This is a genomic window from Paenibacillus rhizoryzae (assembly GCF_059686995.1).
Genome location: NZ_JCAALT010000017.1, coordinates 1 through 21,801 on the forward strand (window position 1 = coordinate 1; position 21,801 = coordinate 21,801).

The following is a 21,801-nucleotide window of genomic DNA, read 5'->3' on the forward strand; positions in this document are numbered from 1 at the left end:
GGAACCACGCGTACCCATCCCGAACACGACCGTTAAGCCCTCCAGCGCCGATGGTACTTGGACCGCAGGGTCCTGGGAGAGTAGGACGTTGCCAAGCACGATGAACCGACCATATCTGATATGGTCGGTTTTTTGTTGTTTGTCCACTACTGTGTATAAAGCTGTGTATGGTGTGCATGAACGGAAAAAGGTTATTTACATGTTGATAAATCTTTTTGCGTATCGTGCACATATATTGTTATTCAGATCATCCCTCGATTGTTGTGGATAAGCGAACGGGCAACGTATAAATAGGCGCGATCCGCCCAAGCTAGTAAGGATACGCAGTGGTGGCAATCCGCTTGACCTTTTGGCAATTTTGCGTATAATAAAGTTAAAGTCAAAGAAAGTCAAAGTCAATTTGACTAAAAACTTTGACGATTTAGTTTTCTTGGCTATACAAGTCGCCGAGTAGATGTATGGGCAACTTAGGGAGGTTGGCGAAATGCGCAACATTTCCGATCTCATCGAGCAGTACCTCAAGCATATGCTTAAAGAAAGCCCCGGTGGTGCTGTAGAGCTTCAGCGTAATGATCTGGCGGACCGCTTCTCATGTGTGCCGTCGCAAATCAATTACGTAATCAGTACAAGGTTCACGCTGGAGAAAGGCTATTTTGTGGAAAGCAAACGTGGCGGAGGCGGTTATATCCGCATTCAACGTGTAGAGCTGCCCACGCTGTCGGCCCTTCAAGAGCATCTTGCCCAAACCATCGGCGAGCAAGTGGATCAGGACACGGCAGAAGGCATCGTATATCAGCTGGAGGAAGGGAAGCTCATATCCAGGCGGGAAGCCAATTTACTTCGCGCCGCGATATCCCGTGATTCCATCGCTGTAAAGCTGCCGCTGCGGGATGAAATTCGGGCTAGGCTGTTGAGGGCGATGTTGATCACACTGCTCGTTAAGTAAGCTGCGCAAGCCTTGTATGAGGAGGGATAGTGCGGAATGCTTTGTCAGGAATGTGACAAGAAGCCGGCTACGCTTCATTTTACGAAAATTGTGAATGGCGAGAAGACAGAGTTTCATATCTGTGAAACATGCGCGCGAGAGCGGGGAGAAGGAATTCCGGGTACGGCAAACGGATTCTCTATCCACAGCTTGCTATCCGGTTTGCTCGACTTCGAGCCTGCCGGGAGCATGAATACACTTGGCGCCAAGCCACAGCAGCAGCTGCGCTGTGAGCACTGCGGACTGACCTATACACAATTTAGTAAGATGGGCCGATTCGGCTGCAGCAATTGTTATATCCAATTTGGCAGCAAACTGGACCCTATTTTTAAACGGGTGCATGGCAATACAACTCACGTAGGTAAAATTCCAAAGCGAACAGGTGTTCAAATCCAGGTGAAGCGTGAAATTGAACAGCTGAGAAGGGATTTGCACATGCGTATCGAACAGGAAGAGTTCGAGGACGCAGCCCAAATCCGGGATCGGATTCGGGAACTGGAGCGCAATATAGCCGATGTTTAGGCACGGTTAGGAAGGTGATTCTGAAGGATGTCGAAGCGTTATGTAGATGAAGCGCTGAGCGACTGGATGAAGGGAAATGGTCCTGATACAGATGTTGTTATCAGCAGCCGCATCCGAATTGCTCGCAATTTATCGAGTCATCCGTTTCCGATGCTTGCCACATCAGAGCAGGCAAACGAAGTGATGGAACAGCTTACAAGTGTGGCTGTAACGGGCCAACTGAGCGAGCTCGGCGAATTCGAAACCATCAAGCTCTCCCAGCTAAACGAGCTTGAGCGCAGAGTACTTGTCGAGAAGCATCTCATTAGTCCGAATTTGGCCAACGAGTCACGCAGCGGCGCAGTACTGCTAAGCGAGAATGAATCCGTTAGTATTATGGTGAATGAAGAGGATCATTTGCGCATTCAATGTCTGTATCCCGGTTTTCAGGTTAAGGAAGCATGGGGACTGGCGAATCGCATTGACGATATTTTTGAAGAAGTGACCAATTATGCATATGACGAGCGCAGGGGATATTTAACAAGCTGTCCGACTAACGTTGGAACAGGAATTCGCTCATCGGTCATGATGCATCTTCCGGGGCTTGTGCTTTCGCAGCAGATCAACCGCATTTTATCGGCCGTCACTCAAGTGGGGCTGGCAGTTCGGGGGATTTACGGCGAAGGCAGCGAAGCGCTCGGAAACTTATTTCAAATTTCGAATCAAATTACGCTTGGTCAATCCGAAGGGGAAATCATCGAGAACCTGCACAGTGTGGCTCGGCAAATTATTGAGCACGAACGGGCAGCTCGCCAGCGTTTGCTGGAAGAATCGCGCGTCCGTCTGGAGGATCGGGTTTATCGGTCCTATGGAATTCTGTCGCATGCGATGATCATGGATACCAAGGAAGCTTCGCAAAGGCTGTCCGATGTCCGTTTAGGCATCGATTTGGGATTGATTCGAAATGTCTCACCGCAGGTAATGAATGAAATGATGGTATTAACGCAGCCGGGATTCCTCCAACAGGTGTTCCATGAGAAAATGACGCCTGAACAGCGGGATATTCGGCGAGCGGAACTTATACGAAGTCATTTACAAAGTGAATCCGATCATGGGGGTGTATGAACATGATGTTTGGAAGATTTACCGAACGGGCACAGAAGGTGCTCGCACTGGCGCAGGAAGAAGCGGTTCGTCTCGGTCATAACAATATCGGCACGGAGCATATTTTGCTCGGGCTGAACCGAGAAGGGGAAGGAATCGCAGCGAAAGCACTGATCGGTCTTGGCCTCAGCCTTGAGAAAATTCAAGATGAAGTGGAGACGCTGATCGGACGCGGTCAAGAACAACCTACCAATATTGCGTACACACCACGTGCCAAGAAGGTAATCGAGCTTTCGATGGATGAAGCACGTAAGCTTGGTCATACGTATGTGGGCACAGAGCATATCTTGCTCGGTCTCATCCGTGAAGGGGAAGGCGTTGCGGCCCGCGTGCTGAACAACCTTGGCATCAGTTTAAATAAAGCACGCCAGCAAGTGCTGCAGCTTCTGGGCAGCAGTGAAGCCGTTTCAAGCAATCACGGGGCACCGACAAATGTAAGCACGCCAACACTGGATGGTCTGGCTCGTGATTTGACGGCCTATGCCAAAGACGGTAATTTGGATCCGGTTATCGGCCGGAGCAAGGAAATCGAACGCGTTATTCAAGTGCTGAGCCGCAGAACGAAGAACAATCCTGTTCTGATCGGTGAGCCGGGCGTTGGTAAGACGGCTATCGCGGAAGGTTTGGCTCAGAAAATTATCGCGGGCGAAATTCCGGAAACCCTTCGCGATAAACGCGTCATGACGCTCGATATGGGCTCTGTCGTTGCAGGTACGAAGTATCGCGGTGAGTTCGAGGACCGTTTGAAGAAAATCATGGACGAAATTCGTCAAGCCGGCAACATCGTCCTGTTCATCGATGAGCTGCATACGCTGATCGGTGCGGGGGGAGCGGAAGGTGCAATTGATGCATCGAACATTCTTAAGCCTGCTCTAGCACGCGGCGAGCTGCAATGTATCGGTGCAACAACCCTTGACGAATATCGCAAATATATCGAGAAAGATGCTGCTCTGGAGCGCCGTTTCCAACCGATTACGGTGGATCAGCCGTCGCCGGAGGAAGCGATTCAAATCCTTCACGGCTTGCGTGATCGTTACGAAGCGCATCACCGCGTGAAAATTACAGATGAAGCTATCGAGCAAGCCGTTAAGCTGTCCGATCGCTACATCACAGATCGTTTCCTCCCGGATAAGGCGATCGACCTTATCGATGAAGCGAGCTCCAAAGTACGCTTGAAATCGTACACCGTACCGCCTAACCTCAAACAACTGGAGAATCGCCTGGAGGACATCCGTAAGGAGAAGGATTCCGCGGTTCAAAGCCAAGAGTTTGAGAAAGCAGCAGCGCTTCGCGACACCGAGCAGAAGATCCGTGAAGAGCTCGATGTGACGAAGAACCTGTGGAAAGAAAAACAAGGCCGTACGGATTCCGAAGTAACGCCTGACGATATCGCTCAGATCGTTGCAAGCTGGACCGGTATTCCGGTTTCCAAACTTGCTGAGGAAGAAACACAGCGCCTGCTCAAGATGGAAGATATTCTTCATGACCGTGTTATCGGACAAAGCGAAGCGGTGAAAGCCGTATCTCGTGCCATCCGCAGAGCGCGTGCAGGTCTGAAAGATCCGAAGCGCCCAATGGGCTCCTTCATCTTCCTCGGCCCTACCGGGGTTGGTAAAACCGAATTGGCACGTGCCCTTGCTGAAGCGATGTTCGGCGATGAGAATGCGGTCATCCGCATCGACATGTCGGAATACATGGAGAAACACTCCACTTCCAGATTGGTCGGCGCACCTCCGGGATATGTCGGCTATGAAGAAGGCGGTCAATTGACCGAGAAGGTTCGCCGCAAGCCATATTCGGTCGTGCTGCTTGATGAAATCGAGAAAGCACATCCGGAAGTGTTTAATATTCTGCTTCAAGTGCTTGAAGACGGTCGTCTCACGGACTCCAAAGGCCGCGTAGTCGACTTCCGCAACACCCTTATTATCATGACGTCCAACGTAGGCGCTGATCAAATCAAACGCAATTCCTCCCTCGGCTTTACGGCCGCACAGGATGCGGGGCGCGACTTTAACATCATGAAAGATAAGGTATTGGCAGAGCTGAAGAAGAGCTTCCGCCCTGAGTTCCTGAACCGGATCGATGAAACGATCGTGTTCCATTCTCTCGAGAAGGAGCATATCGCTCAAATCGTGACGCTGATGTCCGAAGAGCTTCGCAAACGTCTGCGCGAGCAGGAAGTCGACTTCGAGCTGACGGATACGGCGAAAGAATTCCTGGCGAAAGAAGGCTTCGATCCGCAGTACGGCGCGCGTCCGCTGCGCAGAGCGATCCAGAAGCATATCGAGGATCGTCTGTCAGAGGATCTGCTGCTCGGCAAAATCGCGAAGGGTCATCATTTGATCATCGACGAGAAGGACGGAGAGCTTACGGTTACACACCGTGACAGCAACCACGTTCCTGCCGCGGAAGAGCCTGCGACGAAATAAAATCACACAAAACCCTTTACTCTACTGCCTAAGGCGGAGGAGTAAAGGGTTTTTTTGTGAAACAATGAGATCAGCTGCGGATAAGAATTGTTATCGGCGGGCTTTAAATGGTAAACTTTGAATGATACGTCTTTTGCATAAGGAGCTGCACATGGCAAAACTTAAAGTTAAGTTCGCATGCACCGAATGCGGAACAGAGTCACCCAAATGGATGGGGAAATGCCCGGGCTGCGGGCAGTGGAATACGATGGTGGAAGAGAAGGAAACGGTTGTCAAGACGCAAGGAATGGGCTCGACGCTCATTCAGACGAAAGAAAAGCCGCGTCCCATCATACATATAGAAAGTGGTCAGGAAAAACGGATCGAGACAACCAATCAGGAACTCAATCGCGTGCTGGGCGGAGGCGTTGTGCCGGGCTCGCTTATTCTGGTCGGTGGGGATCCGGGTATCGGCAAATCGACATTGCTGCTGCAAACTTCCCATGCGCTGGCATCGAAGAAGCTGACTGTGCTCTATATTTCAGGAGAGGAATCTGTACGTCAGACACGATTGCGGGCCGACCGTCTTGGCGCGCTGTCTGATACGTTGTATGTACTCTGCGAAACGAACATGGAGCAGATCAATGATGCGATTGAATCGGTTCAGCCGGATTTTCTCGTCATCGATTCCATTCAGACGGTGTATGACCCCAGAGTAGAATCTGCGCCGGGCAGTGTTTCGCAAGTACGGGAATGTACGGCTCACTTCATGCGGGTTGCGAAGATCAAGGGCATTGCAACCGTATTGGTTGGCCACGTTACGAAGGAAGGCGCCATTGCAGGTCCGCGAATGCTCGAGCATATGGTTGACTGTGTGCTCTACTTTGAAGGCGAACGGCATCATTCGTACCGATTGCTTAGGGCCGTTAAGAATCGGTTCGGTTCTACCAATGAAATCGGAATTTTTGAAATGGTCGAGGAAGGGCTGCGCGAGGTCAGTAATCCGTCCGAGCTGTTCTTATCGGAACGTCCGCTTGGGGTATCCGGTTCCACCGTCGTGGCTAGCATGGAAGGTACAAGGCCGGTGCTTGTCGAGCTTCAGGCGCTTGTCGCGTCAACGAACTTCCCCTCGCCGCGCAGGATGGCAACGGGTATTGACCACAACAGGATGACCTTGATTGTTGCGGTGCTGGAGAAACGAATGGGCATGTTCTTGCAAACGCAGGATGTTTACCTCAATGTAGCCGGGGGCATCCGGCTCGATGAGCCTGCTGTAGATCTGGCAGCTGCAGTCAGTATTGCATCGAGCTTCCGCGATGCGCCGACTAGACCGTTCGACGTATTCTTCGGAGAAATTGGATTAACGGGAGAAGTGCGGGGCGTATCCCGCGCCGAACAGCGAGTAAAAGAAGCACAGAAACTGGGATTTAAGCGGGTCATTATGCCTCAGAAGAGTTTGAAGGGCTGGACCCCGCCTGCCGGCATAGAAATCATCGGTGTTGAGACGGTTGCAGATGCGCTGTCCAAGGCATTCGGATAGAGGGGGGAGAAATGATGAAAGAGTCAAACCAAGCAGAAATGGTCAATCAGCTGCTCCAGATGGTCGCACCGGGCATGGCGTTCCGGGAAGGCCTCGATAATGTGCTGCGAGCTAAGACCGGGGCGCTCATCGTCGTCGGCTACAGTCCGGAAGTGATGGAAGTCGTAGACGGCGGCTTCTCCATCAATTGCGATTTTTCCCCGAACTATTTATACGAGCTGGCCAAAATGGATGGCGCCATTATACTAAGCGAAGATCGCAAACGTATTCTATATGCCAATACCCAGCTGATTCCTGACAGTTCCATCTCCTCCAGTGAGACAGGAATTCGGCACCGTACTGCGGAGCGCGTGGCGAAGCAAACCGGCAAGCTGGTTGTATCCATCTCGCAGCGGCGAAATGTTATTACACTTTATCAAGGCCAGTTTAGGTATTCCCTCAAGGAAATGGGCGTAATCCTGACCAAAGCCAATCAGGCGATTCAAACGCTTGAAAAATACAAAGTGGTGCTGAACCAGTCGTTTACGAATCTATCCGCACTGGAGTTTGAAGAAATGGTCACCTTGCAGGAGGTTGCCCATGTTATCAAGCGGGTAGAGATGGTCATCCGTGTCAAAATGGAAATTAAACGTTATGTCAATGAGCTCGGTACGGAAGGCCGTCTCATCAGCATGCAAATGGAAGAGCTTGTCGGCGGCGTTGAAGAGGAAGCCTGGTTCTTGCTGAAGGATTATGTGAAGGATCCGAACGAGGACCGTATTCGCGAAATCCGTGCAAGCATCCGCAAGCTGAATTCCGAAGAGCTGCTGGAGCTGGGGCAAATTATGAAATTGCTCGGCTATAGCGGACTAAGCGCAGCATCAGAAGAAATGGTTGCTCCGCGCGGTTATCGTCTGTTAAGCCGGATTCCGAGACTGCCGCAAGTTATCATGAACAACCTTGTGGAACGATTCGGATATCTGCCTCATATCTTGATGGCAACGATTGAGGAATTGGACTCGGTGGACGGCATTGGCGAGGTCAGGGCACGTGCGATCAAGGAAGGCTTAAAGCGGATCCAAGAGCAGATGTTCATTGACAGACAAATTTAAATCCCATACAATGAGGGAATGCAGACGGACGCTGGTTACAACTGACAATTAGCCGTATTGCACCCCTTAAACTTCTGGTGGAAGTTATTTTCTCAGTTTGCCTGCTATACTGCAAATTGCGGTTTTAGGGCATAGTAAAGATGAGGTGGAGCAAATGATTACGAAGTCAATACCGAGTCTTTTTACAGTGGCGAATTTATTCCTGGGTATTGTCGCCATTATTCTCATATTTCCTGAGAATGCGAAGCCTGAGGTAGCTGCGATGATGGTTATTATCGCAATGCTGATGGATGGCGTGGACGGCCGAGTCGCCCGCGCACTTAACGCTCAAAGCGAATTTGGTAAAGAATTAGATTCACTGTCGGATGTAATTTCTTTTGGAGTTGCACCTGCTTTTATTATGTATAGTGTTGCTTTCCAAGAACTCACTCCGGCTCCGGCTTGGATTATTACAGCTTTGTTCCCGATTTGCGGAGCATTGAGACTTGCGAGATTCAACGTCATCTCCGGTATGCCCGGCTATTTCATCGGCTTGCCGATTCCGGCCGCTGGCGGCGTACTTGCCACATTGGCGTTGTTCCACCAAGATATTGCTGTATCCGTCTTGATGGCAAGCACACTTGTCCTGTCGTTCCTGATGGTAAGTACCGTTCGTTACCCGAACTTTAAGAAGCTCGGCATTCCGAAGAATGCGATTTGGGTCGTACCGATTATTGTGGCGGTCTCCGTGGTGCTCGGTATCTTGTTCCCGCATCATCTATCGAAGATCCTATTCGTTCCGCTGGTTCTCTACGCGCTGTACGGCCTAAAAAAAAACGTTGATCGCCGTCTCCCAAGCAGGAAACGCAAGCGTTTAATGGAAAGCCAGCGCCAAGAAGAAGCGGTTCACAGCGAACATAGCGCATAAGCCGCTAATAAGAAAGACCGCCTTGTCTGTCCCCTAAGGGGATGTACAAGGCGGTCTTTCTTGCGTTTACCGCTGATTATGCTAACCGATGGGTAAAGACTAAGTAAGATTGAATAAGCCGAGCGTACTGCATTTATCGGATTCGCGTTCAATGACGTCTTCGAGTTGAATGTCGAGCAAATTCGCCATCGCAGACATGTAGAACAAGTTTCGTCCGAGCTCGTTCTGAATCGCTTCTTTGCAGTGTTCGCAGAGTTCACCTGAAATGTGATGATGCAGCTTTGTTTTGGCTTGCTCGAGGTTAAAGTCATCCGCAAACTGCTGCTTCCGTGCATTTAACTCGATACATCCGCATTCCGTAACGGATTTGGCAACTGCCCGATTAACGGAAGCGCCGGACTGGCCATACTTCGACATGACGTCTAGCAGGCTGCGATGTCGCAACAGCAGTTCAGAGACCTGCTGCTGAAATTGCTCCAGTGTTGGTGCGTTCATCGATTCCACCTCATTTCAGGAATGGATTGCTTTCTTTTATTATAAGCCTCCCCGCGGTGCATTTCAAAATGGATTTCTACTTTTTGTCCTCTTTTCGTGCCAGGTTAATAAATTCTAATGCTTTCGCTCGGGTAGGCGATTAACGTAACCATAATTGGAACATAATTGTAATGGAGGTGGATTTATATGATGAAACGAATGATTCAACTGATTGGTCTATTGTTCGGCGGATTTCTGGGCGCTCAAATGAACAGCTCCCTAAACGGCAGTGTGAGCTGGGCGGAATCGTCAACCGGTCTTATGCAGCATTCAGGAAGCTATTACATGAACGTCGGCATTGGCGCGTTATGCGGCCTTGCAGCAGCAACGGTATTGGCAGGCTCCATCCTGAAATGGATGCGGCAAGGAGCGGAGCGGGCGTCGGCCATTCCGACAGGAGAACTGGTAGCGGGCGGCAGCGGACTAATTGGCGGGCTTGCACTGTCAGCGCTATTGTATCCGGTTTTATCCGGTTTATCGGGAGCAGGCCTATTCATTCCTCTACTACTGACGTTGTTCTTAGGGTATGCAGGACTGCGGATCGGGTTAAACAAACGGGAGGAATTTGCTGAAAGCCTGAGAGGACTGTTCGAGCGTCGCAGCAACGCGGCTCGAGTGGAAGAGGAAAGCAGCTATGAGGAGCATAAAATTCTGGATACGAGTGTGATCATCGATGGCCGAATTGCAGACATTTGCAAAACCGGTTTTATTGAAGGCACACTGGTCATTCCGGAGTTTGTGCTTGAAGAGCTGCAGCACATTGCGGATTCGTCGGATTTGCTCAAACGTAACAGAGGGCGCAGAGGGCTCGATATTTTGAACAAGATTCAAAAAGAGCTCGATGTGAAAGTGCTGATCTACGAAGGTGAAGCCGAAGAGGGCGAAGTGGACAGCAAGCTCGTGAAGCTGGCGAAAGTGCTGCATGGCAAAGTCGTCACGAATGACTTCAACCTGAACAAAGTGTGCGAGCTGCAAGGCGTATCGGTGTTAAATATTAATGACCTTGCCAATGCAGTGAAGCCGGTCGTTCTCCCAGGCGAAGAAATTGTCGTTCAAGTCATCAAAGATGGCAAAGAACATGGCCAAGGGGTCGCGTATCTGGATGACGGCACGATGATCGTTGTAGAAGGCGGCAGAGACTACATCGGAACAACGATGGAGGTGCTCGTGACGAGCGTGCTGCAAACCTCTGCGGGCCGAATGATTTTCGCGAAGCCGAAATTGTTGGAAAAAGCGCTGTAACGCGGTATGATAGGTGCTAGGCTAATTGGTTTGCGTGTACTCCATCGGAAGATTGGACATGCAGCATTTAGCTGAGTATGAAGTATACACGCGGGGCGGTTGGAAGGCATGGAAGCAGCAGGTGCAAAATGGGGCGTCGTCGTTGTGGCGGCGGGCCGCGGAACCAGAATGGGAACAGCGGAGAGCAAACAATATTTGCTCTTGCGGGACAAGCCTATTCTGGTTCATACCCTGGAACGATTTCAAGCCATGGATGACATTGCGGAAGTGGCGCTTATCGTCGGTCAGCAGGATGTGGACCGTTGCCGGGAATTCGTAACGGAATTTGGCCTTCACAAAGTGAAGCAGGTGGCAGCGGGCGGAAGCGAGCGTCAGCATTCGGTTCATCTTGGGCTTGCGGCTCTTAGCGAATCGGTCGATTGGGTCATGGTTCATGACGGCGTCCGGCCGTTTGTGACCGAGCTTGCAGTGCGGTCATGTATGCGTAAAGCTCTTCAGACGGAAGCAGCTGTGCTTGCCGTACCTGTTAAAGATACAATTAAGCAAGTGAATGAAACCGGCGCCATTACGGCGACTCCGGATCGGCGAAGCTTGTGGGCGATTCAAACGCCGCAGGCTTTTCGTCGTTCCTTGCTGCAGCAGGCGCTTGATCAAGCGGCTGCGGATCAGTTTCTCGGCACCGATGACGCGATGACCGTGGAACGATTAGGCGTGACGGTATCTGTTGCCGAAGGCGATTATACGAATATTAAGATTACAACACCGGAGGATTTGCCTTACGCGGAATTTCTGTTGGCAAACCGAGAGCGGGAGAGGGGTTCGGATTCATGATTCGAGTAGGACAAGGGTTTGATGTGCATCAATTGGTGGAGGGAAGGCCTTGTATCATTGGAGGCGTTACAATTCCTCATGAGCGCGGGCTTCTGGGGCATTCCGATGCCGATGTGCTGCTGCATGCGATCAGCGATGCTGTGCTGGGGGCGCTGGGCCTTGGCGATATCGGGAAGCATTTTCCGGATACCGATCCGGCGTTTAAGGATGCCGACAGCTTGAAGCTGCTTCAGCATATTTGGGGATTGGTGAAAGAGCGCGGTTATAAGCTTGGCAATATCGATTCGACGATCATTGCCCAACGTCCCAAAATGCTGCCTTACATCCCGCAGATGGTTGAAATTATTGCTGGGGCGCTGGAAGCAGAGGAGCTCTCGCAAGTGAATGTGAAAGCAACCACGACGGAGCAGCTTGGATTCGCCGGACGCGGCGAAGGGATCGCCGCGCAATCGGTTGTCTGCCTTGTAAAAGTTGTGCTATGATTCTGCAATACAATAGTTTGCCCGGGAGGAGTTAAACAAGATGTCAGAACAAATCAGGGTACGGTATGCACCGTCACCTACAGGTCATTTACATATCGGCAACGCCAGAACGGCCTTATTCAACTATCTGTTTGCGCGTAATTTAGGCGGCAAATTCATTATACGGATCGAAGATACCGACGTGAAACGCAATGTGGCGGGCGGCGAAGAAAACCAGCTCACCTATTTGAAGTGGCTCGGGATCGATTGGGATGAAAGCATCGACGTTGGCGGAGGATATGGTCCATACCGCCAAACGGAGCGTCTTGATCTGTACCGCGTGTATTGGCAAGAGCTGCTCGACAAGGGTCTTGCTTACAAGTGTTACTGCACGGAGGAAGAGCTGGAGCAGGAGCGGGAAGAGCAGACAGCACGCGGCGAAATGCCTCGTTATTCCGGCAAGCACCGCAGCTTGACGGATGAGCAGCGTACAGCTTTCGAAGCGGAAGGGCGCATTCCAAGCATTCGTTTCCGTGTACCGGAGAACCGGACCTATACGTTTAACGATCTGGTGAAAGGTCAAATCACTTTCGAAGCCGACGGTATCGGTGATTTCGTAATCGTGAAGAAGGACGGCATTCCAACGTACAATTTCGCTGTTGCATTGGATGACCATCTGATGGCGATCAGCCATGTCCTGCGTGGTGAGGATCATATCTCCAACACACCGCGTCAGCTGATGATTTATGAAGCATTCGGTTGGGAGCCGCCGGTATTCGGTCATATGACGCTGATCGTCAATGAGAACCGTAAGAAGCTGAGCAAACGCGATGAGTCCATTATCCAGTTTATCGAGCAATACGATAAGCTTGGTTATTTGCCTGAAGCCATGTTCAACTTTATTACCTTGCTTGGCTGGTCACCTGAAGGCGAGCAGGAGATGTTCACGCGCGAGGAGTTAGTTTCGGTCTTTACAGCTAACCGCTTAAGCAAAAGCCCTGCCGTGTTCGATACGAACAAGCTGAGCTGGATGAATAATGAGTACATGAAGAAATCAGACGTTCCACGCATTGTGGAGCTGTGTATTCCGCATCTTCAAGAAGCGGGACGCCTGCCTGAGGCGCTCAGCGCAAGCCAGCATGATTGGGCACGCGATCTGGTTGCCCTCTACCAGGATAAGCTGCGGTTTGCAGCGGATATTGTACCGCTTACCGAACTCTTCTTCTTGCCGGAAGCGGCAGATGAGGATGAAGCAAAGACAGTCCTGGCGGAGGAGCAGGTGCCGGTTGTTTTGCAAGCCTTCTTGGAGCAAGTGAAAGCGTTGGAAGCCTTTGATGTAGATGGAATCAAAGCAGCCATCAAAGCGGTCCAGCAAGCAACAGGCTTCAAGGGCAAACAGCTCTTCATGCCGATTCGTGCCGCTCTGACGGGGCAAACGCATGGGCCGGATTTGAATCAGACGATTGCTTTACTGGGTCAAACAAAGGTTGAACAGCGTTTGCAGGGCCGACTGGGCTAAACAGTGTCTGTGGCCTATTGAAATCTTCCATAGACTGCGCATGATGGGCGTTTGACTACTTGCCAGTTGGGGAGTCCTCGGCTATACTTGAATTAATTTAGGAACGATAAGGCTTTGAACAGGATTGTTTATTCAGTACAAGATTACCAGAGAGGGCGACCTTCAAACGGAGCCGCAGATACAGTTCGTATAGCGGTGTTCGAATGACTGGGTGTGAGTCGCTTATTCTTGGGAATAAACGTTGCGCCTGGGAGCCGCATCTCCGAGCTGCCGTTATCGGCAGGGTGGGTGATGACGATAGGTCCTCGTTACGGACTATATAAGACGGGCGATAGTAAGAAATACAATCGTTCCGATGCAGAGTGGGACCGCGTTAACACGCCTCTGCAGCCTTTGGGCTGCGGGGGCTTTTTGTATTATTGTCGATACCGGAGAGGGGGAATTTCGATGTTTCGAAGCTTGGCGTCTGATATTGAGACCATACTAGAGAATGATCCTGCTGCCCGCAATAAGCTGGAAGTCGTGTTCACTTATTCAGGTCTTCATGCGATATGGTCGCACCGAATCGCACATGCGCTCTTCAAACGCAGGTGGTATACACTTGCCCGCGTCATCTCGCAGACGAGCCGATTTTTTACAGGCATTGAAATCCATCCGGGTGCGACAATCGGAGAAAAGCTGTTTATTGACCACGGCATGGGTGTCGTCATCGGGGAGACCTGCGAAATCGGCAATAATGTGGTCATTTATCAAGGGGTTACGCTCGGCGGGACCGGTAAGGAAAGAGGGAAACGCCATCCGACCATCGGTAACAATGTCGTTATCGCTTCAGGGGCTAAGGTTCTAGGCTCCTTCAAGGTTGGAGACAATGTGAATATAGGTGCCAATTCCGTCGTGCTGCGGGAAGTTCCGTCGAACAGCACAGTAGTCGGGATCCCTGGCAGAGTCATTAAACGCAATGGCACACGAGTAGGTGATCGTCTTGATCATACCCAGCTTCCGGATCCCGTCATTGAGATGCTGCGGGCGATGCAGAAAGAAGTGTCTGAATTAAGAGTAGAGCTGGAGCGAGAAAGACGCAAACAGCCAGTTGCTGGAGGAGAAACGAGATAATGAGCTTGCGTATATATAATACACTGACACGTGAGAAGGAAATCTTTCAATCGCTGGAGCCCGGCAAAGTCAAAATGTACGTGTGCGGACCAACGGTTTATGATTACATTCATATCGGGAATGCCCGTCCGGCGATTTTCTTCGATGTCGTGCGTCGTTATTTGGAGTCGGCTGCTTACGAAGTCAATTACGTTGTGAACTTTACGGATGTGGACGATAAGCTGATTCGTAAAGCCGAGCAGTTGGGCACCACAGTTCCTGAAGTGGCAGAGCGGTTTATTCATGCGTTTAATGAGAACATCAAGGGACTCGGTATCCACCAGGCTACGCTTAATCCGCGTGTTACCGATCATATGGATGAGATCATTGCTTTCATTGCGGCGCTCGTGGATGGCGGCCATGCGTATGAGAACGGCGGCGATGTATTCTTCCGCACGAGCACCTTCCCCGACTACGGCAAGCTGTCCCATCAGAATATGGATGAGCTGCAGCTGGGAATTCGGATTGGCGTGGATGAGCGTAAAGAAAGCGGTCAAGACTTTGTACTATGGAAAGCCGCGAAGCCTGGAGAAATCAAATGGGATAGCCCATGGGGAGCAGGACGCCCGGGCTGGCATATTGAGTGCTCCGCGATGGCGCGCAAATATCTAGGCGATACGCTGGATATTCACGGCGGTGGCCATGATCTGCAGTTCCCGCACCACGAATGTGAAATTGCACAGTCAGAGTCCGTAACAGGTAAGCCGCTCGCGAACTATTGGATGCATAATGGCTACATCAACATCAACAATGAGAAAATGTCCAAGTCACTCGGCAACGGGATCACGGTGCAGGAGATGCTTACTCGCATTAAACCAGCTGTAATCCGCTACTTTATGTTGTCGGCCCATTATAGAAGCCCGCTTAATTTCAGCGATGAGACGATTGCGCAAGCAGAGAACAGCGTTGAGCGGATCTTGAACTCCGTTTCGAATGTGAAGCACCGTCTTTCTGTTGCCGTGAGCGAACCGGACGGTGCGGCGCTTGAACAGCTTAAAGAACGAATCGCTGCGATTCGCGAACAGTTTAATGCGAAGATGGACGATGACTTCAACACGCCGGATGCGATTACCGCAATGTTCGAGCTGGTTAGCGAAGCAAATCTGCTTCTGCAGCGTGCGGTTGTTTCGGCAGAGGAGCTTGAACTGCTGCTCGCAGCATTCCAAGATTTTGACCGTGTATTGGGACTGCTGGAAGCGGAAGAAGAATTGCTCGATGCCGACATTGATGCACTCATCGTGCAGCGAACGGAGGCTCGGACAAATAAGGATTGGAAGCGGGCCGATGAAATTCGCGACCAGCTGTCCGCGCTCGGGATTGTGCTTGAGGATACGCCGCAAGGTATCCGGTGGCGGCGGAAATGATGGACAACGGAAGTATGGATGTCGGAGGAAGCGGCGGGATCGGTTTGAGCCTAGAAGACGGGTTGTGGTTTCACTCCCCGAACAAACCGGTCCATTTAATGAATCCCATCGTATTGGCTTATATTGGCGATGCGGTGTTCGAGATGATTGTACGTCAATATCTCATATCGCAGCCTAATCAGAAGCTGCATCATCTTCACCGTCAGGCGACGCAGTTCGTTTCGGCTAAAGCGCAGCGTATACTGCTGGAGAAATGGCAGCCGATTCTGACGGAGGAAGAAGCGGATGTTGTACGGCGGGGACGTAACGCCAAGTCAGGCACTTCGCCGAAGAATGCGGATCCGGCCGACTACCAACAGGCGACGGCGCTGGAGTGTTTAATGGGGTATTTGTATTATGGCAAGAAAGTGAGCCGGCTCCGTGAGCTGATGGCAATCGCTTTTGACGAATAGAAGCGCTAGAAGAGACATATTTAAGGAGGTTAATGATGCGCGAGGTTGAAGAAGATACACAGGAATGGATCGCAGGCAAGCATCCCGTAATGGAAGCACTGCGCTCCGGACGCGAAATCAACAAAATTTGGGTGGCCGAGCAGGCGCAGAAAGCAGCTCAGCCCATTATGCTGGAAGCGAAGAAAGCGGGGCTTGTCGTACAGATCGTTGACAAACGGAAGCTGGACCAAATGGTCGAAGGCGTTCCGCATCAAGGTGTCGTTGCCCAAGCAGCCGCTTACCGTTATTACGAAATAGAGGAACTTCTGGCACGGGTTAAAGAGAGCGGCGAAATGCCATTCTTCTTGCTGCTTGATGAAATTGAAGATCCGCATAACTTGGGCTCCATTCTCCGGACAGCGGAATGTACCGGCGTTCATGGTGTTATTATTCCGAAGCGGCGTTCGGCTTCGCTGACAGCAACGGTTTCCAAAACATCCGCCGGTGCTGTAGAGTACATGCCGGTTGCGCGGATTACGAATATGGCACAAACGATCGATAAGCTGAAGGAAGCGGGCATTTGGGTAGCGGGTGCTGACGTTGGCGCGAAGCAGGATGTTTATTCCTCATCTACGAAGTTCGATATGCCGCTTGCTATTGTCATTGGCAATGAAGCAAAAGGGATTGGCAGACTGATTCGTGAGAAATGCGACTTTCTAATCAAGCTTCCGATGAACGGCCAATTGAATTCACTAAATGCGTCCGTTGCAGCAGGTGTGCTGATGTACGAAGTCGTGCGGCAGCGCCTCGCCAAGTAGGCGATGCAGCGGCGGGATGACGTTCTGCTGGTTGACGGCTACAATATGATCGGGGCTTGGCCGGTTCTGTCCGCTTTGGGTGATAAGGATTTAGAGGATGCACGGGATCGGCTTCTGGAAATGCTGGCGGACTATCAAGGCTTCACCGGCATGAAGGTTATCGTAGTATTCGACGCGCATCAAGTGCCCGGAGTTGGCTCCACGTTCAAACAGCATAGGCTGACCGTCGTGTTTACGAAGGAAAAAGAAACAGCGGATGCTTGTATTGAACGGCTAGCATCGGAGTTAGCGCTTCGAAGCCGTAATATTCATGTCGCGACATCTGATATGGCTGAGCAGGCAGTCACTTTCGGCAAAGGCGCTCTTCGGAAATCCGCACGAGAGCTTCTTATCGAAATTCAGCAAAATCGCAAAGCCATTGAGCGAAAGGTCGAGCAGAAAACAACGGTTCGCAATGAGCTGGATGGGAATATTAGCACGGATGTTCGAATGAAACTGGAAAAATGGCGCAGAGGCCAAATGTAAGCGCTAGACTATATGTTACTAGCATGTGAGTTAATAGGACAAAAATGTCTCCGGAATCGGTGGGAATTCCCATTTTTGCTAGATAATTAGCATGTTTTCAGCGGGATCATCATTGACTGTTGAAGGTTACATAATGTATACTGAGTCTAAGTTTCTACACGTAGAGTGCGTGCTAGAATTTTATTCCAGTAAAGTTATATGCTCTAGTTTTTGAAGACATTGCGCGCCGGTATATAGATTAAGCTACTGATAGTTTTGGGCATTGTACGCCTTTCGAGCCGGAGGGATTGTTCGTGAGCATCGACCTCAGAGAATGGAAAACGCTGGATTATGACTGCAAAACGGACGAAGACATTGTCGAGACGGTTCGCGAGGGTGACAGCGAAGCGCTGGAATATTTAATTAATAAATATAAGAACTTTGTCCGTGCCAAAGCGCGTTCCTACTTCTTGATTGGGGCCGACCGCGAAGATATCGTCCAAGAAGGCATGATTGGCCTTTATAAGGCGATTCGAGATTTTAAGGGTGATAAGCTAGCTTCTTTCAAAGCCTTTGCTGAACTGTGCATTACAAGACAGATCATTACGGCGATTAAGACGGCAACCCGTCAGAAGCATATCCCGCTTAATTCTTATGTTTCGTTGGACAAGCCAATCTATGACGAAGATTCGGATCGCACGCTGCTTGATGTCATTTGCGGTACGAGAGTTTCGGATCCGGAAGAACTCATTATCAATCAAGAAGAGTTTGTCGGTCTTGAGGATAAGATGTCCGAGATCTTAAGTGATCTTGAACGTAAAGTGCTTATGCTCTATTTGGACGGAAGATCCTATCAAGAGATCGCTGTTGATTTGGATCGGCACGTGAAATCGATTGATAATGCGCTTCAACGCGTGAAACGGAAGCTCGAACGGTATTTGGAATTGCGTGATATTGGTAGCTAAATGGATGAAACCAGGGAGCCGACTGCGGCTCTTTTTTAATGGGAGGGCTTTTCGAGGTTTGAATTGTCCTTGTCCTGATCATACTGTTTACTGCGGAATGGAAGTTGTCGGCTCTTTTTGTGTTGTTGTCGCCCTGTCTGATATGTGAGCAAGCAGCACGAGAATAGCAAGTGTGCAGGAATAGATTCCCGTTGACACTACCTATTGCTTGTGATAAAGTGTTTTGGTAGCCCTAAATAGGTCTTTTTTTATTATGGGATCAAAATCAGGCTGGGTTCACATACAACGTTTCACACTTTATTTATTTATGGTAAGTTCGGGAGGTGTCAGCAATGCGGGTAATTATTACGTTGGCTTGCACAAACTGCAAACAAAGAAACTATGCTTCCAGCAAGAACAAACGGAATCACCCCGACCGTATTGAGATGAAGAAGTTTTGCAAGTATTGTAACGAGCATACTCCTCATCGCGAAACTCGATAAGGTCATTATGGAGGTTGGTGGACGTGGCATTTTTAGCTAAGCTGAAGCAAAGCTTCGGGTCGACTTTTTCCTTCTTCACCGACAGCTTCGCGGAATTAAAGAAAGTCCGCTGGCCAAGCCGTAAGGAATTGACTAGCTATACACTCGTAGTATTCTTTACGATTATAGCTGTGACACTTTACTTCTGGGTTCTTGACATCGGAATTTCCGCATTGGTCGAACTGATTGTTTAAGAAGGGGCCAAGGGTGGCTTGTTATGGAAACGATGGAGAAAAGATGGTATGTTGTTCACACCTATTCAGGGTATGAGAACAAAGTAAAAGCGAACTTGGAGAAACGTGTTGAATCTATGGGCATGGAAGACAAGATCTTCCGTGTGCTTGTTCCTATGGAAGAAGAAGTGGTGGACAAGGACGGTAAGAAAAAAACCGTCATGCGTAAAGTTTACCCCGGCTATGTTCTTGTGGAAATGGTTCAGACGGATGATTCCTGGTATGTCGTTCGCAACACACCCGGCGTAACCGGATTTGTCGGTTCGACTGGCTCAGGTTCAAAACCTACGCCGCTTCTGCCTGATGAAGTGGAACAGATTTTGCGTCATATGGGCATGGAAGAACCGAAACCGAAAATCGAATTCGATTTGAAGGAAACGGTGCGTGTTAAAGTCGGGCCGTTCGCTAATTTTGTCGGAACAGTGGAAGAAATTCTGCTCGACAAGAGCAAGCTGAAGGTGCATGTCAACATGTTCGGAAGAGAAACGCCGGTTGAACTTGACTACAACCAAGTAGAGAAAGTCTAATCGCGGTTTCTTGGACTTGCGTGTGATTATTACGGCAAGGAGGTGTTCATCATGGCAAAAAAGGTCATCAAGTTGGTTAAACTGCAAGTTCCAGCGGGTAAAGCGAATCCGGCTCCGCCGATCGGTCCAGCGCTAGGTCAAGCAGGGGTTAACATCATGGCTTTCTGTAAAGAGTTTAACGCTCGTACTGCGGATCAAGCTGGTTTGATTATCCCAGTTGTAATCACTGTTTTTGAAGATCGCTCGTTTACTTTCGAAACGAAAACGCCGCCGGCTGCAGTACTTCTTCGCGTTGCTGCTAAGATTGCTAAAGGTTCCGGTGAGCCGAACAAGAAGAAAGTTGCGACGGTTAAACGTTCTGTCGTTCGTGAGATCGCTGAACAAAAAATGCCTGACCTCAACGCAGCTTCTGTAGAAGCAGCTATGCGCATGGTTGAAGGTACTGCGCGCAGCATGGGCGTTGTAGTTGAAGACTAGTCGTTAACGGCTGACAGAAGACACACCAGATGGCGTTGTCTGACTGACGGAGCTTTGCTTCGTTCAGGTGGGAGGATCTCCCTTTCGCAGGGAGGATTTTCCGTTACTACCACATAAGGAGGAGAATTCTAATGGCTAAACACGGTAAAAAATATCTTGAAGCTGTTAAGCTGATCGATGTTGAAGCAACATACGAGGCTGCTGAAGCGATTGAACTCGTTAAGAAAGCCGCTACAGCTAAATTCGACGAAACGGTTGAAGTTGCTGTACGTTTGGGTGTAGACCCTAAGAAACAAGACCAAGCAGTTCGTGGCGTAGTTGTACTTCCTCACGGTACTGGTAAAACAAAACGCGTACTCGTTTTTGCTAAGGGCGAAAAAGCCAAAGAAGCAGAAGCAGCAGGCGCAGATTATGTTGGCGATGCTGACGTAATCGCAAAAATCCAACAAGGCTGGTTTGAGTTCGACGTTTGCGTTGCAACTCCGGACATGATGGCTGAAGTTGGTAAGCTCGGCCGTATCCTCGGTGGTAAAGGCCTTATGCCTAACCCTAAAGCGGGTACAGTAACGTTTGACGTTACTAAAGCCGTTCAAGAAATCAAGGCTGGTAAGATTGAATACCGTCTTGACAGAGCAGGTCAAATCCACGCACCAATCGGTAAAGTATCGTTCGACTCCGAGAAGCTGAACGAAAACTTGAAAACACTGATCGATGCGCTGAACCGTGCAAAACCGGCTGCAGCTAAAGGGGTTTACCTGAAAGGTATTTCTGTTTCCTCGACAATGGGTCCTGGCGCTCGTTTGAACGCTGCTTCGTTCCGCTAAGAGAAACAGAATTTGATAATCGAATATGCATACCGAAGACAGTAGGTGCCCGCTCGGCTTAATTTCCTACCGAGGTGTTATGATAAACGTGTTTGTGCGCTTTTCGCCGATTGGCAGGAAGTGATTTACGGACCATCATGGCCTTCGCTACGTCTGCGGGGGCCTTTCTCATGCATCGCGTGGAAGGATTCCGCTGCATTAATCGGGATGTTGACAACATAACGGGAGGTGTACATTATGGCAAACGCAAAAATCATTCAAGGTAAAGAGCTAGCTGTTGCAGACATCACGACTAAACTTCGCGAGAGTTCCTGCACAGTTGTTGCTGATTACCGTGGACTTAACGTGAAGCAAGTAACTGAGCTCCGCAAACAATTGCGCGAAGCGAACATCGAGTTCCAAGTATTGAAAAACTCCCTAGTTCGTCGTGCAACTGCACAAGCGGAACTGACTGAATTGGATGCTGTTCTGGCTGGCCCTACGGCTATCGCTTTCAGCAAAGAGGATGCAGTTGCTCCAGCTAAGATTTTGGCTGATTTCGCTAAGAAAAACGACGCACTTAAACTTAAGGGTGGAGTAGTTGAAGGTCAAGTCTTCAACGCGGAAGAAATCAAAGCACTGGCGGACCTACCTTCCAAAGAAGGTTTGCTATCCATGCTTCTCAGCGTGCTTCAAGCTCCAATGCGCAACTTTGCTCTTGCAGTTAAAGCTGTTGCAGAGAAACAAGAAGCTTAGAGATGATTGGCTTGAATCAAGCTTAGCTTGATTCAGCATTCATCTAATAATGATTGGTTTGAGGCAG

General features: G+C 50.0%; 24 protein-coding genes, 1 rRNA gene and 1 other annotated feature. Of the genes, 24 read left to right on the forward strand and 1 reads right to left on the reverse strand.

Annotated features, from left to right (window positions below; all coding sequences use genetic code 11):
- The 8 genes from rrf to pssA all read left to right on the forward strand — a co-directional run.
- A 5S ribosomal RNA gene (rrf, locus tag AC6ESO_RS28970) occupies positions 1-97 on the forward strand; the annotation flags it as partial.
- Between the two features lie 387 nt (positions 98-484).
- Entirely contained in the window at positions 485-946 is a 462-nt protein-coding gene (locus tag AC6ESO_RS28975; protein WP_497094426.1) for a CtsR family transcriptional regulator, read from the forward strand.
- A gap of 36 nt (positions 947-982) precedes the next feature.
- Complete coding sequence (gene mcsA, locus AC6ESO_RS28980; RefSeq protein ID WP_494822157.1) at positions 983-1,507, forward strand: protein-arginine kinase activator protein McsA; 525 nt, start codon at positions 983-985, stop codon at positions 1,505-1,507.
- 27 nt (positions 1,508-1,534) lie between these two features.
- The gene (gene mcsB, locus AC6ESO_RS28985; protein WP_497094427.1) at positions 1,535-2,611 is read left to right on the forward strand and encodes a protein-arginine kinase McsB; all 1,077 of its coding nucleotides are present in this window, start codon (positions 1,535-1,537) and stop codon (positions 2,609-2,611) included.
- A 2-nt stretch (positions 2,612-2,613) separates the two neighbouring features.
- The gene (gene clpC, locus AC6ESO_RS28990) at positions 2,614-5,079 is read left to right on the forward strand and encodes an ATP-dependent protease ATP-binding subunit ClpC (protein ID WP_497094428.1); all 2,466 of its coding nucleotides are present in this window, start codon (positions 2,614-2,616) and stop codon (positions 5,077-5,079) included.
- Between the two features lie 151 nt (positions 5,080-5,230).
- Positions 5,231-6,598 (forward strand): DNA repair protein RadA, encoded by a 1,368-nt coding sequence (gene radA, locus AC6ESO_RS28995; protein ID WP_494822160.1) that lies wholly within the window; start codon positions 5,231-5,233, stop codon positions 6,596-6,598.
- Between the two features lie 14 nt (positions 6,599-6,612).
- Positions 6,613-7,689, forward strand: a complete 1,077-nt coding sequence (gene disA / locus AC6ESO_RS29000; protein WP_494822192.1) for a DNA integrity scanning diadenylate cyclase DisA — start codon at positions 6,613-6,615, stop codon at positions 7,687-7,689.
- A gap of 154 nt (positions 7,690-7,843) precedes the next feature.
- Positions 7,844-8,596, forward strand: coding sequence for a CDP-diacylglycerol--serine O-phosphatidyltransferase (gene pssA / locus AC6ESO_RS29005; protein ID WP_494822161.1), 753 nt, complete (start codon positions 7,844-7,846; stop codon positions 8,594-8,596).
- Positions 8,597-8,695: 99 nt separating this feature from the next.
- Here pssA and AC6ESO_RS29010 read toward each other — a convergent pair whose 3' ends face one another.
- Entirely contained in the window at positions 8,696-9,091 is a 396-nt protein-coding gene (locus AC6ESO_RS29010; protein WP_494822162.1) for a nucleoside triphosphate pyrophosphohydrolase family protein, read from the reverse strand.
- Between the two features lie 186 nt (positions 9,092-9,277).
- Between AC6ESO_RS29010 and AC6ESO_RS29015 the strand changes: the two genes are divergently transcribed.
- The 16 genes from AC6ESO_RS29015 (at position 9,278) to rplJ (ending at position 21,734) form a co-directional block, all read left to right on the forward strand.
- Positions 9,278-10,372 (forward strand): PIN domain-containing protein, encoded by a 1,095-nt coding sequence (locus AC6ESO_RS29015; RefSeq protein ID WP_494822163.1) that lies wholly within the window; start codon positions 9,278-9,280, stop codon positions 10,370-10,372.
- Positions 10,373-10,480: 108 nt separating this feature from the next.
- A complete protein-coding gene (ispD, locus tag AC6ESO_RS29020; RefSeq protein WP_497094429.1) occupies positions 10,481-11,203 on the forward strand; it encodes a 2-C-methyl-D-erythritol 4-phosphate cytidylyltransferase in 723 nt (240 codons plus the stop codon).
- Positions 11,200-11,685, forward strand: a complete 486-nt coding sequence (ispF, locus tag AC6ESO_RS29025; protein WP_497094430.1) for a 2-C-methyl-D-erythritol 2,4-cyclodiphosphate synthase — start codon at positions 11,200-11,202, stop codon at positions 11,683-11,685. The genes ispD and ispF overlap by 4 nt, the downstream gene beginning before the upstream one ends.
- 40 nt (positions 11,686-11,725) lie before the next feature.
- The gene (gene gltX, locus AC6ESO_RS29030; protein WP_497094431.1) at positions 11,726-13,183 is read left to right on the forward strand and encodes a glutamate--tRNA ligase; all 1,458 of its coding nucleotides are present in this window, start codon (positions 11,726-11,728) and stop codon (positions 13,181-13,183) included.
- A 447-nt stretch (positions 13,184-13,630) separates the two neighbouring features.
- Positions 13,631-14,296 (forward strand): serine O-acetyltransferase EpsC, encoded by a 666-nt coding sequence (gene epsC / locus AC6ESO_RS29035; protein ID WP_494822168.1) that lies wholly within the window; start codon positions 13,631-13,633, stop codon positions 14,294-14,296.
- Positions 14,296-15,699 carry a cysteine--tRNA ligase gene (gene cysS, locus AC6ESO_RS29040; RefSeq protein WP_497094432.1) on the forward strand — a complete coding sequence of 468 codons (1,404 nt, stop codon included), beginning with the start codon at positions 14,296-14,298 and terminating at the stop codon, positions 15,697-15,699. Before epsC ends, cysS begins: the two co-directional genes overlap by 1 nt.
- On the forward strand, positions 15,699-16,151 hold the full coding sequence (locus AC6ESO_RS29045; RefSeq protein ID WP_497094443.1) for a Mini-ribonuclease 3: 453 nt from the start codon (positions 15,699-15,701) through the stop codon (positions 16,149-16,151). The genes cysS and AC6ESO_RS29045 overlap by 1 nt, the downstream gene beginning before the upstream one ends.
- Before the next feature lie 32 nt (positions 16,152-16,183).
- Positions 16,184-16,948, forward strand: a complete 765-nt coding sequence (gene rlmB, locus AC6ESO_RS29050) for a 23S rRNA (guanosine(2251)-2'-O)-methyltransferase RlmB (protein ID WP_497094433.1) — start codon at positions 16,184-16,186, stop codon at positions 16,946-16,948.
- Between the two features lie 3 nt (positions 16,949-16,951).
- The gene (locus tag AC6ESO_RS29055; RefSeq protein ID WP_494822171.1) at positions 16,952-17,473 is read left to right on the forward strand and encodes an NYN domain-containing protein; all 522 of its coding nucleotides are present in this window, start codon (positions 16,952-16,954) and stop codon (positions 17,471-17,473) included.
- 293 nt (positions 17,474-17,766) lie between these two features.
- The gene (gene sigH / locus AC6ESO_RS29060; RefSeq protein ID WP_090986361.1) at positions 17,767-18,417 is read left to right on the forward strand and encodes an RNA polymerase sporulation sigma factor SigH; all 651 of its coding nucleotides are present in this window, start codon (positions 17,767-17,769) and stop codon (positions 18,415-18,417) included.
- A gap of 332 nt (positions 18,418-18,749) precedes the next feature.
- Positions 18,750-18,899 (forward strand): 50S ribosomal protein L33, encoded by a 150-nt coding sequence (gene rpmG / locus AC6ESO_RS29065; RefSeq protein WP_090583192.1) that lies wholly within the window; start codon positions 18,750-18,752, stop codon positions 18,897-18,899.
- A 23-nt stretch (positions 18,900-18,922) separates the two neighbouring features.
- Positions 18,923-19,132, forward strand: coding sequence for a preprotein translocase subunit SecE (secE, locus tag AC6ESO_RS29070; protein ID WP_494822173.1), 210 nt, complete (start codon positions 18,923-18,925; stop codon positions 19,130-19,132).
- A gap of 32 nt (positions 19,133-19,164) precedes the next feature.
- Positions 19,165-19,698, forward strand: coding sequence for a transcription termination/antitermination protein NusG (nusG, locus tag AC6ESO_RS29075; RefSeq protein WP_090986393.1), 534 nt, complete (start codon positions 19,165-19,167; stop codon positions 19,696-19,698).
- A gap of 51 nt (positions 19,699-19,749) precedes the next feature.
- Entirely contained in the window at positions 19,750-20,175 is a 426-nt protein-coding gene (gene rplK, locus AC6ESO_RS29080; protein ID WP_090986357.1) for a 50S ribosomal protein L11, read from the forward strand.
- 131 nt (positions 20,176-20,306) lie between these two features.
- Positions 20,307-20,999, forward strand: coding sequence for a 50S ribosomal protein L1 (rplA, locus tag AC6ESO_RS29085; RefSeq protein WP_210663954.1), 693 nt, complete (start codon positions 20,307-20,309; stop codon positions 20,997-20,999).
- 14 nt (positions 21,000-21,013) lie between these two features.
- Positions 21,014-21,177: a sequence feature (ribosomal protein L10 leader region), on the forward strand.
- A gap of 59 nt (positions 21,178-21,236) precedes the next feature.
- On the forward strand, positions 21,237-21,734 hold the full coding sequence (gene rplJ, locus AC6ESO_RS29090; protein ID WP_475784670.1) for a 50S ribosomal protein L10: 498 nt from the start codon (positions 21,237-21,239) through the stop codon (positions 21,732-21,734).
- The last annotated feature ends 67 nt before the right edge of the window (positions 21,735-21,801 follow it).

What these genes read in the sequence shown, in the direction of transcription:
- AC6ESO_RS28975 (WP_497094426.1), top strand. Translation starts at nt 485, where the DNA reads ATGCGCAACATTTCCGATCTCATCGAGCAGTACCTCAAGCATATGCTT.
- mcsA (WP_494822157.1), top strand. Translation starts at nt 983, where the DNA reads ATGCTTTGTCAGGAATGTGACAAGAAGCCGGCTACGCTTCATTTTACG.
- mcsB (WP_497094427.1), top strand. Translation starts at nt 1,535, where the DNA reads ATGTCGAAGCGTTATGTAGATGAAGCGCTGAGCGACTGGATGAAGGGA.
- clpC (WP_497094428.1), top strand. Translation starts at nt 2,614, where the DNA reads ATGATGTTTGGAAGATTTACCGAACGGGCACAGAAGGTGCTCGCACTG.
- radA (WP_494822160.1), top strand. Translation starts at nt 5,231, where the DNA reads ATGGCAAAACTTAAAGTTAAGTTCGCATGCACCGAATGCGGAACAGAG.
- disA (WP_494822192.1), top strand. Translation starts at nt 6,613, where the DNA reads ATGAAAGAGTCAAACCAAGCAGAAATGGTCAATCAGCTGCTCCAGATG.
- pssA (WP_494822161.1), top strand. Translation starts at nt 7,844, where the DNA reads ATGATTACGAAGTCAATACCGAGTCTTTTTACAGTGGCGAATTTATTC.
- AC6ESO_RS29010 (WP_494822162.1), bottom strand. Translation starts at nt 9,091, where the DNA reads ATGAACGCACCAACACTGGAGCAATTTCAGCAGCAGGTCTCTGAACTG.
- AC6ESO_RS29015 (WP_494822163.1), top strand. Translation starts at nt 9,278, where the DNA reads ATGATGAAACGAATGATTCAACTGATTGGTCTATTGTTCGGCGGATTT.
- ispD (WP_497094429.1), top strand. Translation starts at nt 10,481, where the DNA reads ATGGAAGCAGCAGGTGCAAAATGGGGCGTCGTCGTTGTGGCGGCGGGC.
- ispF (WP_497094430.1), top strand. Translation starts at nt 11,200, where the DNA reads ATGATTCGAGTAGGACAAGGGTTTGATGTGCATCAATTGGTGGAGGGA.
- gltX (WP_497094431.1), top strand. Translation starts at nt 11,726, where the DNA reads ATGTCAGAACAAATCAGGGTACGGTATGCACCGTCACCTACAGGTCAT.
- epsC (WP_494822168.1), top strand. Translation starts at nt 13,631, where the DNA reads ATGTTTCGAAGCTTGGCGTCTGATATTGAGACCATACTAGAGAATGAT.
- cysS (WP_497094432.1), top strand. Translation starts at nt 14,296, where the DNA reads ATGAGCTTGCGTATATATAATACACTGACACGTGAGAAGGAAATCTTT.
- AC6ESO_RS29045 (WP_497094443.1), top strand. Translation starts at nt 15,699, where the DNA reads ATGGACAACGGAAGTATGGATGTCGGAGGAAGCGGCGGGATCGGTTTG.
- rlmB (WP_497094433.1), top strand. Translation starts at nt 16,184, where the DNA reads ATGATGCGCGAGGTTGAAGAAGATACACAGGAATGGATCGCAGGCAAG.
- AC6ESO_RS29055 (WP_494822171.1), top strand. Translation starts at nt 16,952, where the DNA reads ATGCAGCGGCGGGATGACGTTCTGCTGGTTGACGGCTACAATATGATC.
- rpmG (WP_090583192.1), top strand. Translation starts at nt 18,750, where the DNA reads ATGCGGGTAATTATTACGTTGGCTTGCACAAACTGCAAACAAAGAAAC.
- nusG (WP_090986393.1), top strand. Translation starts at nt 19,165, where the DNA reads ATGGAGAAAAGATGGTATGTTGTTCACACCTATTCAGGGTATGAGAAC.
- rplK (WP_090986357.1), top strand. Translation starts at nt 19,750, where the DNA reads ATGGCAAAAAAGGTCATCAAGTTGGTTAAACTGCAAGTTCCAGCGGGT.
- rplA (WP_210663954.1), top strand. Translation starts at nt 20,307, where the DNA reads ATGGCTAAACACGGTAAAAAATATCTTGAAGCTGTTAAGCTGATCGAT.
- rplJ (WP_475784670.1), top strand. Translation starts at nt 21,237, where the DNA reads ATGGCAAACGCAAAAATCATTCAAGGTAAAGAGCTAGCTGTTGCAGAC.